The sequence below is a fragment of the Streptomyces sp. SID11385 genome, assembly GCF_010548245.1.
GTDB lineage: Bacteria > Actinomycetota > Actinomycetes > Streptomycetales > Streptomycetaceae > Streptomyces.
Genome location: NZ_JAAGLR010000109.1, coordinates 1 through 10,702, shown reverse-complemented (window position 1 = coordinate 10,702; position 10,702 = coordinate 1). Strand labels below are relative to the sequence as shown.

13 protein-coding genes, 1 tRNA gene and 1 riboswitch are annotated in these 10,702 nt (G+C 70.6%); of the genes, 6 read left to right on the top strand and 8 right to left on the bottom strand.

Annotated elements, in window-relative coordinates; all coding sequences use genetic code 11:
* Positions 1 to 181 precede the first annotated feature (181 nt).
* The 3 genes from sugE to G3I42_RS03655 all read right to left on the bottom strand — a co-directional run bounded on the left by sugE (position 182) and on the right by G3I42_RS03655 (position 1,459).
* Entirely contained in the window at positions 182 to 502 is a 321-nt protein-coding gene (gene sugE / locus G3I42_RS03665; RefSeq protein WP_164282400.1) for a quaternary ammonium compound efflux SMR transporter SugE, read from the bottom strand.
* A 35-nt stretch (positions 503 to 537) separates the two neighbouring features.
* Positions 538 to 602, bottom strand: a riboswitch (guanidine-III (ykkC-III) riboswitch).
* A gap of 53 nt (positions 603 to 655) precedes the next feature.
* Positions 656 to 958 carry a co-chaperone GroES gene (locus G3I42_RS03660; protein WP_164282401.1) on the bottom strand — a complete coding sequence of 101 codons (303 nt, stop codon included), beginning with the start codon at positions 956 to 958 and terminating at the stop codon, positions 656 to 658.
* A gap of 171 nt (positions 959 to 1,129) precedes the next feature.
* A complete protein-coding gene (locus tag G3I42_RS03655; protein ID WP_164282399.1) occupies positions 1,130 to 1,459 on the bottom strand; it encodes a DUF3618 domain-containing protein in 330 nt (109 codons plus the stop codon).
* 294 nt (positions 1,460 to 1,753) lie between these two features.
* On the opposite strand from G3I42_RS03655, the gene bcp reads away from it, so the two are divergent.
* From bcp to G3I42_RS03630, 5 genes are all read left to right on the top strand, one after another.
* Positions 1,754 to 2,233, top strand: coding sequence for a thioredoxin-dependent thiol peroxidase (bcp, locus tag G3I42_RS03650; protein ID WP_164282398.1), 480 nt, complete (start codon positions 1,754 to 1,756; stop codon positions 2,231 to 2,233).
* Positions 2,234 to 2,354: 121 nt separating this feature from the next.
* A complete protein-coding gene (gene proP, locus G3I42_RS03645) occupies positions 2,355 to 3,854 on the top strand; it encodes a glycine betaine/L-proline transporter ProP (protein WP_164282397.1) in 1,500 nt (499 codons plus the stop codon).
* Positions 3,855 to 3,989: 135 nt separating this feature from the next.
* Entirely contained in the window at positions 3,990 to 4,625 is a 636-nt protein-coding gene (locus G3I42_RS03640; protein WP_164282396.1) for an HNH endonuclease signature motif containing protein, read from the top strand.
* On the top strand, positions 4,622 to 5,452 hold the full coding sequence (locus tag G3I42_RS03635; RefSeq protein ID WP_164282395.1) for an HNH endonuclease signature motif containing protein: 831 nt from the start codon (positions 4,622 to 4,624) through the stop codon (positions 5,450 to 5,452). Before G3I42_RS03640 ends, G3I42_RS03635 begins: the two co-directional genes overlap by 4 nt.
* Before the next feature lie 11 nt (positions 5,453 to 5,463).
* Positions 5,464 to 5,537 (top strand) — tRNA-Leu (locus tag G3I42_RS03630).
* Positions 5,538 to 5,591: 54 nt separating this feature from the next.
* On the opposite strand, the gene rdgB is transcribed toward G3I42_RS03630, so the two are convergent.
* The 4 genes from rdgB to G3I42_RS03610 form a co-directional block, all read right to left on the bottom strand.
* The gene (gene rdgB / locus G3I42_RS03625) at positions 5,592 to 6,194 is read right to left on the bottom strand and encodes an RdgB/HAM1 family non-canonical purine NTP pyrophosphatase (protein ID WP_164282394.1); all 603 of its coding nucleotides are present in this window, start codon (positions 6,192 to 6,194) and stop codon (positions 5,592 to 5,594) included.
* Positions 6,195 to 6,228: 34 nt separating this feature from the next.
* Complete coding sequence (locus tag G3I42_RS03620) at positions 6,229 to 6,621, bottom strand: hypothetical protein (RefSeq protein ID WP_164282393.1); 393 nt, start codon at positions 6,619 to 6,621, stop codon at positions 6,229 to 6,231.
* A gap of 217 nt (positions 6,622 to 6,838) precedes the next feature.
* Positions 6,839 to 7,564 carry a ribonuclease PH gene (rph, locus tag G3I42_RS03615; protein WP_164282392.1) on the bottom strand — a complete coding sequence of 242 codons (726 nt, stop codon included), beginning with the start codon at positions 7,562 to 7,564 and terminating at the stop codon, positions 6,839 to 6,841.
* 66 nt (positions 7,565 to 7,630) lie between these two features.
* Complete coding sequence (locus G3I42_RS03610) at positions 7,631 to 7,864, bottom strand: PTS glucose/sucrose transporter subunit IIB (RefSeq protein ID WP_008745947.1); 234 nt, start codon at positions 7,862 to 7,864, stop codon at positions 7,631 to 7,633.
* A gap of 148 nt (positions 7,865 to 8,012) precedes the next feature.
* On the opposite strand from G3I42_RS03610, the gene G3I42_RS03605 reads away from it, so the two are divergent.
* The gene (locus G3I42_RS03605) at positions 8,013 to 9,305 is read left to right on the top strand and encodes a PTS transporter subunit EIIC (protein WP_164282391.1); all 1,293 of its coding nucleotides are present in this window, start codon (positions 8,013 to 8,015) and stop codon (positions 9,303 to 9,305) included.
* Positions 9,306 to 9,447: 142 nt separating this feature from the next.
* Here G3I42_RS03605 and G3I42_RS03600 read toward each other — a convergent pair whose 3' ends face one another.
* Positions 9,448 to 10,200 (bottom strand): MBL fold metallo-hydrolase, encoded by a 753-nt coding sequence (locus G3I42_RS03600; protein WP_164282390.1) that lies wholly within the window; start codon positions 10,198 to 10,200, stop codon positions 9,448 to 9,450.
* Positions 10,201 to 10,702: the final 502 nt, after the last annotated feature.

The following is a 10,702-nucleotide window of genomic DNA, read 5'->3' as shown; positions in this document are numbered from 1 at the left end:
GGCGCCGGAGACCCGGGCGGAGCGAACGGCGACCCGGGCGGCGGCGGCGAACAGCCCGGCGGCGGCACCCCGGGCGGCATCCTCGGCGGCGGCTGACGGCACGCGGAGAACGCCCGCTCCCGCACGTACGGGAGCGGGCGCCGTCCACCCGGACGGCGCCCGCTCCGCGTACCGGCGGCGGTCAGTGCCCCGACGTGAGCTTCAGCCCCACCACGGCCACCACGAGCAGCGACACGAAGAAGATCCGCGCCGCCGTCGCCGGCTCACCGAGCACCACCATGCCGAGCACCGCCGCACCCGCGGCACCGATCCCGACCCACACCCCGTAGGCCGTACCGATCGGCAACGTCTTCGCCGCGTAGGCGAGCAGCACCATCGAGGCGACGATGCCCGCACCGGTGAAGAGACTCGGCACGAGCCGCGTGAAACCGTGCGTGTACTTCATGCCGATCGACCAGGCCACTTCCAGCAGACCCGCGATGATCACAGCGATCCACGCCATGACGGGACACCTCCGAACGAAAGAGCGCGAACAGGGGTGCGTCGTCTTTCGTGACCCGGTACGGCGCGTCTCGTCGGGGTGCTTCCGAGGCTAGCAACACCGAGGGCCCCGGGGCGGTGACTCCTGTCACCACCCCGGGGCCCTCGGCGAATATCAGAGATACAGCCCGGTCGAGTCCTGCGTGCCCTCGAAGCGGTCCGCGGCCACCGCGTGCAGATCCCGCTCCCGCATCAGCACGTACGCGACACCGCGCACCTCCACCTCCGCGCGGTCCTCCGGGTCGTAGAGCACCCGGTCCCCCGGCTCCACCGTCCGCACGTTCTGCCCGACCGCCGCCACCCGCGCCCAGGCGAGCCGCCGCCCCACCGCGGCCGTCGCCGGAATGACGATCCCGCCGCCCGAGCGACGCTCCCCCTCGGGGTTGTCGCTCCGTACCAGGACGCGGTCGTGCAGCATCCGGATGGGCAGCTTGTCGTCATGGGCCCGCGTGTCGTGGGCCTGCGTGTCGTGGGCCTGGTTCGTGCCGTGGTTCTCGCTCACGCCAGGAAATCTAACCCGGGGCCCCGCACGGCCGGTACGGAACCCCGGGACCCGGGGCACCGGACGGCACCCGGCCCCCGGGCCGCGTCACTTCTTCTTGCCCTTGCGCCCCGAGGCGACCACGAGCCCCACCACGCCCACCACGAGCACGGCGACCGGCACGATCCGCTCCAGGCGCGGGCTGCCCTCCTCGTCCACGAACTTCGCGCGCACCCCGCTCAGCGTGCGGTTCACCTCCACGTACGCCCGCCCGAGGGTCTGATCGACCTTCGCCGTCGCCTTCGCCTTCGCATCGCCCGCGATCGTCTTCGGGTGCACACGCACCCCGATCTCGTCGAGGGTCTCGGCCAGCAGCACACGCCGGCGCCTGATGTCCGCCTCGATCTCCGCAGGGGTCCTGGCATCCGCTTCCGACACCGCGTTGCCTCCGTCGTCGTGTCCCGGGGCCCTCGATCGGGGACACCCGTCGCTCCTGTGCACTCACCGCGCCCCGCTCGGGGCCCGTAGCACGACAGTCTGTCAGCTGTACCGCCCGCGCACCCCTCGGCACCCCCTGTACGGACCGCACGGGCAGGGCGCGGGAGCCGTACGGGGAGACCGCCGAGCCGTTCGGGCGGGCACGGGAGCCAGGCGGGCCCGCCCGGCTCGCCCGCGCGCTGGCTTAGGCTCGGCCGCGTACCCCGTACCCCTCCCCGGAAACAGGAGCACCCCATGAGCGAGCGCCTTCAGCCCGGCGATCCCGCCCCCGACTTCACCCTTCCGGACGCCGACGGCAAGGAGATCTCGCTCTCCGCGCACCGCGGACGGAAAGTGATCGTCTACTTCTACCCCGCCGCGCTCACCCCCGGCTGCACCAAGCAGGCGTGCGACTTCACCGACAACCTCGACCTCCTCGCCGGCGAGGGCTACGACGTCATCGGCGTCTCCCCCGACAAGCCGGAGAAGCTCGCGAAGTTCCGCGAGAAGGAGAACCTGCGCGTCACGCTCGTCTCCGACCCGTCCAAGGCGGTCATGGAGGAGTACGGCGCCTTCGGCGAGAAGAAGCTCTACGGCAAGACCGTCACCGGTGTCATCCGCTCCACGATCGTCGTGGACGAGGAGGGCAAGGTCGAACGCGCCTTCTACAACGTGAAGGCCACCGGTCACGTCGCGAAGATCATCCGTGATCTGAGTCTCGCCGAAACCGTGTGAAAAAGGACAGGACCATCACTCTCGGTAGCCGGATCGGTGCCCCCTGAACGAGTTTGTTTGAGCGCGGCGGAAGCGCGCAGGTGTTCAGCTTGGCAATAGGACCGGCGAAAGGAACACCGTGATGGCGGCGAGCGACAACGACGAGCCGGTGGTGGACCCCGCCGCGGTCAGACGCCACCGGGTGCTCTTCCGCGCGATCGACAAACGGCGCAATCCCAGGCTGCGCCGCAGCGACATCACCGTGACCGACGAGGCGGCGGTCAAGCGGGCCACCAAGGCGGCCATGCTCGGCAACGCCATGGAGTGGTACGACTTCGGGATCTACAGCTATCTCGCGTCGACGCTGGGCAAGGTGTTCTTCCCCTCCGGGAACGACACCGCCCAGCTCCTCTCCTCCTTCGCGACCTTCGCCGTGGCCTTCCTCGTCCGGCCCATCGGCGGCGCCTTCTTCGGCCCGCTCGGCGACAAGATCGGCCGCAAGTCGATCCTCGCCATCACGATGATCATGATGTCGGTCGGCACCCTCGCGATCGGCCTCATCCCCTCGCACGCCACGATCGGCATCTGGGCCCCGGTCCTGCTCATCTTCTTCCGCCTCGTCCAGGGCTTCTCGACGGGCGGCGAGTACGGGGGCGCCTCGACCTTCATCGCCGAGTACGCGCCCGACAAGCGGCGCGGCTTCTTCGGCAGCTTCCTCGAATTCGGCACCCTCGCCGGATACGTCGCGGCCTCCGGCCTCGTCGTCCTCCTGACGACCTTCTTCAGCGACGACCAGATGCTCCACTGGGGCTGGCGCATCCCCTTCCTCGTCGCGGCACCGCTCGGCTTCATCGGCCTGTGGCTGCGGATGAAGCTCGACGAGACGCCCGCGTTCCAGAAGCTGGAAGGCGGCCAGGTACGGGCCAGCGAGGCCGCCGACGCGGTCGAGACCTCGGCCGCCTCCGACCTCGGCAAGATCTTCACGCAGTACTGGCGCCCGCTGCTGCTGTGCCTCGCGCTCGTCGCCGCGTACAACATCACCGACTACATGCTGCTGTCCTACATGCCGACGTACCTCTCCGACGAACTCGGCTACGGCACCAACAAGGGGCTGCTGATCCTGCTCCTCGTCATGGTCGTGCAGATGTGCCTGCTCCAGCAGGTGGGCCGGCTCTCGGACCGGCTGGGCCGCAAACCGCTCCTCATGAGCGGCATGATCGGCTTCCTGGTCCTCTCCCTGCCGTCCTTCCTCCTCATCCGCCAGGGCAGCGTGGTCCTGATCGCCCTCGGCCTGCTCCTCCTCGGCCTCTCGCTGGTCTGCCTCCTCGGCACGATGTCGGCGGCGCTCCCGGCGATCTTCCCGACGCAGGTCCGCTACGGGTCCCTCTCGGTCTCCTACAACCTGGCCACCTCGATCTTCGGCGGCACGACCCCCCTCGTGATCACCGCCCTGATCAGCGCCTTCGACACGAACCTGATGCCGGCCTACTACGCGACGGCGGCGGCCGTGGTCGGCGTGATCGCGGTCCTGTGCCTGAAGGAAACGGCCAACCTCCCCCTCGCGGGCTCGCCCCCGTCGGTGGAGACGGAGGAAGAGGCGGCGGAGATCGTCCACGCCCAGACCCCGGAACCGAAGTTCTGACGATCGGCTGATCCGACCTGTGTGAAGAGGAACGCCCCGTACCGGTGAAGGTGCGGGGCATTCCGCTGTTCGGGGTAACCGGGATCGAACGGGTGTCGTTGTGGGGGGTGGACGCTCGATCGAACGGGGTGCGGGATGCCGGTCAGGTATACGGACGAGGAGCTGCGGGGGGCCTTCGCGGGGGCGGGGACGTGGGGGGAGGTCTGGCAGCGGCTGGGGGTGGACCCGGACCGGCAGCGGCGCACGTATCTGCGGCGGCGCATGAAAGCGCTGGGTCTCGACCTGGACAGCCTGGAGGACGAACGCGGCCGGTGGACGCGGGCGGAACTCGCCGAGGCGGTCGCGGCCTCACGGAACATGAACGAGGTGCTGTCGCGCCTGGGGGTCGACCAGGTGGGCGGCTGGCACACCCACCTGAGCCGGAGAATCAGGCAGCTGGGCATCGACACGTCGCACTTCGTGCGGATTCGGCGCGGCGCCGCTTCCAAGGGAATCCGGAAACGCACGAGAGCGGAACTGCTCACCTTGGACACGAACAGTTCGCGCCGCGTGCCAGGCTCCCGCCTCAAAAAGGCGCTGCTCCGTCCCGAGGAGGCCGAGAAGTGCGCGAAGTGCGGGATCGGCCCCCAGTGGCAGGGCGAACACCTCCCCATGGAGGTCGACCACATCAACGGCGACTGGCGTGACAACCGGGTGGAGAACCTGCGGCTGTTGTGCCCGAACTGCCACTCCATGACGGACACCTACCGACGCAGGAAGCGCACGCGATGAGTGCCATGAGGTACCCGCGTTCCGTGCTTGCGGCAGAGGCTCCCGGGTGCGGCAGCGTCGTGGAGCTGATGGAGCGCGTCGGAGCGCCGCTGTCCAGGACGTCCAAGCGGTACCTGGAACAGCGTCTCCAGCACTACGGCATCGACGTCAGCCACTTCCGCCCGTGCGAACTCCCCGCGAGAGCACCCGTCCTCTACAGCCGGGAAGCCCTGACGGAAGCAGTGGCCGGGGCGCGGAGTCTGCGGGAGGTCGGAGAACGGCTCGGGCTGCCGGACGGTGACATCCCGTACAGCCACGTGAGAAGGCGACTGGAACACTTCGGCATCGACAGCTCTCACCTGTCGCACAAGGGAGCGCCGGCTGCATTCGCCTCCGAAGACGAAGTGAGGGACGCGGTGGCCGGGGCCCGGTCCGCGGCAGAGGCCCTGCGCGCGCTGGGCCACGAAGTGAATACACATACACGCCGCCAGTTGAGGAACGCATGCGAGCGGCACTCCATCTCCACCGCCCACTTCCTCGGCCGGGCGAGCAGGAGAGGCGTGCCAGCCCAACGGAAACCGGCGGCGGAGGTACTGGTCGTGAAGCCACCGGAGGCGGGGCGGACTTCGGGAGAGCGATTGCGGCGGGCACTCGACGAAACCGGGCGATCGCGTCTCTGCGCCAGGTGTGGTCTGGGCGAGGAATGGCAGGGAGAAGCGCTGGTCCTGGAGCTGGATCACATCAACGGGGACTGGCGGGACAACCGGGCCGAGAACCTCCGCTACCTCTGCCCGAACTGTCACAGGCTCACTGCCACGTACGGGAACCTCGTCCGGTGCAGCCAGTAGAGTGGGCGGGCGGACCCGTACCCCAGCGGCTAGAGGGAACTGCTTTAGGTGCAGTCTGTCGTGAGTTCGAATCTCACCGGGTCCACCCACAAGGGGCGCCCCGCCCGGGGCGTCCCTTCCCCGTACCGCGCCCCCGCCGTCACCCCACCAGCTCCCGCACCACCGGCACCAGCGCCCGGAATGCCTTTCCGCGGTGGCTGATCGCGTTCTTCTCCGCCGGGGTCAGTTCGGCGCAGGTGCGGTTCAGGCCCTCCGGCTCAAGGATCGGGTCGTAGCCGAAGCCGTTCTCTCCGGCCGGTTCCAGGCGGAGGGTGCCTCGCAGGTGGCCCTCGACCACGCGTTCCGTGCCGTCCGGGAGGGCCAGCGCCGCCGCGCAGGCGAAGCCGGCCGCGCGGTGCTCGGGGGCGATGTCGGAGAGCTGGGCCAGGAGCAGGCGGAGGTTCGCCTCGTCGTCGCCGTGGCGGCCCGACCAGCGGGCCGAGAAGATGCCGGGGGCGCCGCCCAGGACGTCGACGCACAGGCCGGAGTCGTCGGCGACGGCCGGGAGGCCCGTCGCCCGCGCCAGGGCGTGCGCCTTCAGAAGCGCGTTCTCGGCGAAGGTGACGCCCGTCTCCTTGACGTCGGGGATCTCCGGGTACGCGTCGGCGCCGACGAGTTCGTGCCCGAGCCCCGCCCCGCTGAGGATGGCGTGCAGCTCGGTGACTTTGCCCGCGTTGCGGGTGGCGAGGATGAGACGGCTCATGGACGCCAGTATTCCGCAAGGGCAACCGCGCAGGTCACGGGGTGCAGACCTTCGTCAGCTCGCCCGCCGCGTCGGTGAGCGGGTCGAGGTCGGGCGTCTCGTCGCCGCTCGCGACGTCGGCCCGTACCGTGTCGACGGCCTTGCCGAGTCCGTCGAGCGCCTGCTGGAGGTCGGCGTCGTCGGCCTTCTTGCCGAGGGCGTCGAGGTCCTTGTCGATGGCGGCGAGTTCGGCGTCGGGGTCGAGGGGGTCGTTGCCGAGGCTGTCGGCGGACTGCTGGAGGTTGGTGACGTGGTCCGCGATGGTGTCGGCGGTGTGGACGCAGTCGAGCGCCTTCTGCGCGGCGTCGCAGGCGGTGAGGCCCAGCAGCGGGAGGGCGGCCAGGAGGAGGGCGGCGGCGGTGCGGCGGGCTCGGCGGTGCGCGGGCATGAGCGGGCGGTCCCTTTCGTCCACGGCGGGTCGAGACCCGGAGGAGTGGGCTCCCCCGGGTCTCCGTCATGCGGGATGACGCCGTGAACGATTGTTCGGTTGCCCGTGGGCCGTACTTCGCTTGGTGTTTTCTTTACCCGAGCGGTCGGCTCGGGCGCGGAGCGCTTGCCGCTCAGCCCCCGGTGCCTCGCCGCTCAGCCCCCGGGCGCCTCGCCGCTCAGCCTTCCAGCGCCTCGCGCTGAAGGGCCGCCAGGTCCGCGCAGCCCGCGCTGGCGAGGTCGAGCAGCGCGTCGAGTTCGGCGCGGTCGAAGGGGGCGGCCTCGGCGGTGCCCTGGACCTCGACGAAGCGGCCGTCGCCGGTGCGGACGACGTTCATGTCGGTCTCGGCGCGCACGTCCTCCTCGTACCGCAGGTCGAGGTACGGGACGGAATCGATGATGCCGACGGAGACGGCGGAGACGGTGTCGCGCAGCGGGACGCGGCCGGCCTTGACGAGCTTCTTGCCCTGCGCCCAGCGGACGGCGTCGGCGAGGGCGACGTACGCGCCGGTGATGGCGGCGGTGCGGGTGCCGCCGTCGGCCTGGAGGACGTCGCAGTCGAGGACGACGGTGTTCTCGCCGAGGGCGCGGGTGTCGACGACGGCGCGGAGGCTGCGGCCGATGAGGCGGGAGATCTCGTGGGTGCGGCCGCCGATCTTGCCGCGGACGGACTCACGGTCGCCGCGGGTGTTGGTGGCGCGCGGGAGCATCGCGTACTCGGCGGTGACCCAGCCCTCGCCGCTGCCCTTGCGCCAGCGCGGCACGCCTTCGGTGAAGGAGGCGGTGCACAGGACGCGGGTGTCGCCGAAGGAGACGAGTACGGAGCCTTCGGCGTGCTTGCTCCAGCCGCGTTCGATGGAGACGGGGCGGAGCTGGTCGGGGGTGCGGCCGTCGATGCGTGACATGCGGCTGAGCCTAGTTGGTCGTGGGGGACGCCTGTTCCGCGTCCCCCGCGTCACCGGGCGGGCCGGTCACATCATGTCTTCGATGTCCGCCGCGATGGGGTCGGCGTCGGTGCCGATGACGACCTGGATGGCGGTGCCCATCTTGACGACGCCGTGGGCGCCCGCGGCCTTGAGCGCGGCTTCGTCGACCTTGGAGGCGTCGTAGACCTCGGTGCGCAGCCGGGTGATGCAGCCCTCGATGTCGCTGATGTTGTCGAGGCCGCCGAGTCCGGCGACGATCTTCTCCGCCTTGCTGGCCATGCGCCACGCTCCTTGTGCCCGGTGCTCCGTGATGGGGGTTTTGTCACGTTAACTCACCGTTGGCCCATCTTCACGGGCGACGGCGGCCGGGGTGCCGAATCATGACGCTCAGCAGGGGCGCGGCCCGGGCGGCACGGGAGGTAAGTGGATGAGCGCGGCGACGAGTGCGGCGACGGCGGGTCCCGGCCCCTGGGGGAAGTTCTTCCAGGGCTTGCAGAAGATGGGGCGTTCGCTCCAGTTGCCGATCGCGGTGCTGCCCGCGGCGGGGATTCTCAACCGGCTGGGTCAGCCGGACGTCTTCGGCGACGACGGTCTGGGGTGGACGAACGTCGCCAAGGTGATCGACGCGGCGGGCGGGGCGCTGCTCGATTCCACGCTGGGGCTGCCGCTGTTGTTCTGCGTGGGTGTCGCGATCGGGATGGCGAAGAAGTCGGACGGTTCGACGGCGCTCGCGGCGGTGACGGGGTTCCTGGTCTTCTACGCGGTGCTCCAGGCGTTCCCGGTGGACTGCCCGAAGGGGCAGGAGGCGGTGGACGGGGGGTGCGTCGACTACGCGGGGAAGGCGTTCACGGCGGCGACGTACCAGAATCCGGGGGTGTTCGGCGGGATCGTGATCGGGCTGATCTCGGCGTACGTGTGGCGGCGGTTCTACCGGACGAAGCTCGTGGACTGGCTGGGGTTCTTCAACGGGCGGCGGCTCGTGCCGATCCTGATGGCGTTCATCGGGCTGCTGCTCGGGGGGCTGGCGGCGTGGGCGTGGCAGCCGATCGGGGACGGGCTGACGAGCTTCGGGGAGTGGTTGTCGGACGCGGGGGCGTGGGGTTCGGGGGTGTTCGGGGTGGCGAACCGGGCGCTGCTCGTGGTGGGGCTGCACCAGTTCCTGAACACGTTCGTGTGGTTCCAGTTCGGGGACTACAAGGCGGCGGACGGGGACATCGTGCACGGGGACATCAACCGCTTCCTGGCGGGTGACCCGAGTGCGGGGCAGTTCCTGACGGGGTTCTTCCCGATCATGATGTTCGCGCTGCCCGCCGCGGCGCTGGCGATCACGCACTGCGCGAAGCCGCACCGGCGCAAGGAGGTGGGCGGGCTGATGCTGTCGGTCGCGCTGACCTCGTTCGTCACGGGGATCACGGAGCCGATCGAGTACTCGTTCCTGTTCGTGGCGCCGCTGCTGTACGCGGTGCACGCGGTGCTGACGGGTGTGTCGATGGCGGTGTCGTGGGCGCTGGGAGCGAAGGACGGTTTCAGTTTCTCGGCGGGGTTGATCGACTACGTCATCAACTGGTCGCTGGCGACGAAACCGTGGCTGCTGTTGATCATCGGGGCGTGCGCGGCGGTCGTGTACTACGTGGTGTTCCGCTTCGCGATCACGCGGTTCGACCTGAAGACACCGGGGCGGGAGCCGGAGGAGGAGCTGGAGGACGAGACGCGGGCGTGAGGGGGCGGGGCGGGTACGGGGCGGGGGAGTTCGGCGCGGGCGGGTTGGTTGGGGGCGGCCTGCCGGTGAGCGGTACGGGTACGGGGCGGCCCGGCGGTGGGGCGGCCCCGTACCCGTACCGGCGCCGAGCGGTCCCCGCCGTTCAGATCTCGTAGACCGCGCCCGTGTGCGCCAGTTCGACCGGGCCTTCGTAGACCTCGCGGGCGGCCGTCAGGTTGAGCTGGGGGTCGGTCCACGGGGGGATGTGGGTGAGGACGAGGCGGCGGGCGGCGGCACGCTGGGCGCTCTCGCCGGCCTCGCGGCCGTTGAGGTGGAGGTCGGGGATCTCCTCCTTGCCGTCCGTGAAGGCGGCTTCGCACAGGAACAGGTCGCTGTCGGCGGCGAGTTGGTCGAGTGCGGGGGCGGGTCCCGTGTCCCCGGAGTACGTGAGCGAGCGGCCCTCGTGCTCGACGCGGAAGCCGTACGCCTCGACGGGGTGGCGGACCTGCTCGGCGTGGAGGGTGAAGGGGCCGATGCGGAAGCTGCCGGGTTTGAGGGTGTGGAAGTCGAAGACCTCGGCCATCGCGGAGCGCGTGGGGGTGTCGCCGTGTCCGGCGGTGAGGCGTTCCTCGGTGCCCTCGGGTCCGTACACCGGCAGCGGCGCGGTGGTGAGGGGGTCGGCGTTGTAGTAGCGCACGACGAAGTACGCGCACATGTCGATGCAGTGATCGGCGTGCAGGTGGCTGAGGACGACGGCGTCCAGTTCGTTCAGGCCGATGTGGCGCTGCAACTCGCCGAGGGCGCCGTTGCCCATGTCGAGGAGCAGCCGGAAGCCGTCGGCCTCTACGAGGTAGCTGGAGCAGGGCGAGTCCACGGACGGGATCGAGCCCGAGCAGCCGACGACGGTGAGCTTCATGAAGCGGGAACCTCCGCGCGGACGGGGTGAGCGGGGTGCGGGTGCGATCCGTCGAGCGTACGGGGAGTGCCGGTGGGCGGCTTCACGCCTGCGGCGGGTTGTGGGAGAAGTCACCGGCAAGACCACCCGTGAGGGGTGGGGGGAATCCCTTAGGGGTGGCCCTTACACGCGGGGGCGCCCCCCCTGGAGGCCACAACGGGTGGGATGGGTGGGGGGTTCCCGGGTGCGGGGGCTCCCGGGTGCGGGGGCTCCCGGATACCAGGGCTCCCGGACGCGCGGGCTCCCGGACGCGCGGGCTCCCGCACAGCGGTCCCCCGCCGGGCCCCGGGGCTCCGGTCGGCCGGTCCGCGCGGGTACGGTCGCCGGTATGGGTGTGTCGTGGTGGTGGCTGCTGGCCGGTGTGGTGGTGCTCGGGCTGCTCGTGTCGCTCGTCGACGCGTGGGGGCGCAGTGACCGGGGGCCGCGGGGGCGGCGGCGCCCGCCGCGGGGGCCCGGCGGGGCG

What these genes read in the sequence shown, in the direction of transcription:
- sugE (WP_164282400.1), bottom strand. Translation starts at nt 502, where the DNA reads ATGGCGTGGATCGCTGTGATCATCGCGGGTCTGCTGGAAGTGGCCTGG.
- G3I42_RS03660 (WP_164282401.1), bottom strand. Translation starts at nt 958, where the DNA reads ATGCTGCACGACCGCGTCCTGGTACGGAGCGACAACCCCGAGGGGGAG.
- bcp (WP_164282398.1), top strand. Translation starts at nt 1,754, where the DNA reads ATGAGCGAGCGCCTTCAGCCCGGCGATCCCGCCCCCGACTTCACCCTT.
- proP (WP_164282397.1), top strand. Translation starts at nt 2,355, where the DNA reads ATGGCGGCGAGCGACAACGACGAGCCGGTGGTGGACCCCGCCGCGGTC.
- G3I42_RS03640 (WP_164282396.1), top strand. Translation starts at nt 3,990, where the DNA reads ATGCCGGTCAGGTATACGGACGAGGAGCTGCGGGGGGCCTTCGCGGGG.
- G3I42_RS03635 (WP_164282395.1), top strand. Translation starts at nt 4,622, where the DNA reads ATGAGTGCCATGAGGTACCCGCGTTCCGTGCTTGCGGCAGAGGCTCCC.
- rdgB (WP_164282394.1), bottom strand. Translation starts at nt 6,194, where the DNA reads ATGAGCCGTCTCATCCTCGCCACCCGCAACGCGGGCAAAGTCACCGAG.
- G3I42_RS03620 (WP_164282393.1), bottom strand. Translation starts at nt 6,621, where the DNA reads ATGCCCGCGCACCGCCGAGCCCGCCGCACCGCCGCCGCCCTCCTCCTG.
- rph (WP_164282392.1), bottom strand. Translation starts at nt 7,564, where the DNA reads ATGTCACGCATCGACGGCCGCACCCCCGACCAGCTCCGCCCCGTCTCC.
- G3I42_RS03610 (WP_008745947.1), bottom strand. Translation starts at nt 7,864, where the DNA reads ATGGCCAGCAAGGCGGAGAAGATCGTCGCCGGACTCGGCGGCCTCGAC.
- G3I42_RS03605 (WP_164282391.1), top strand. Translation starts at nt 8,013, where the DNA reads ATGAGCGCGGCGACGAGTGCGGCGACGGCGGGTCCCGGCCCCTGGGGG.
- G3I42_RS03600 (WP_164282390.1), bottom strand. Translation starts at nt 10,200, where the DNA reads ATGAAGCTCACCGTCGTCGGCTGCTCGGGCTCGATCCCGTCCGTGGAC.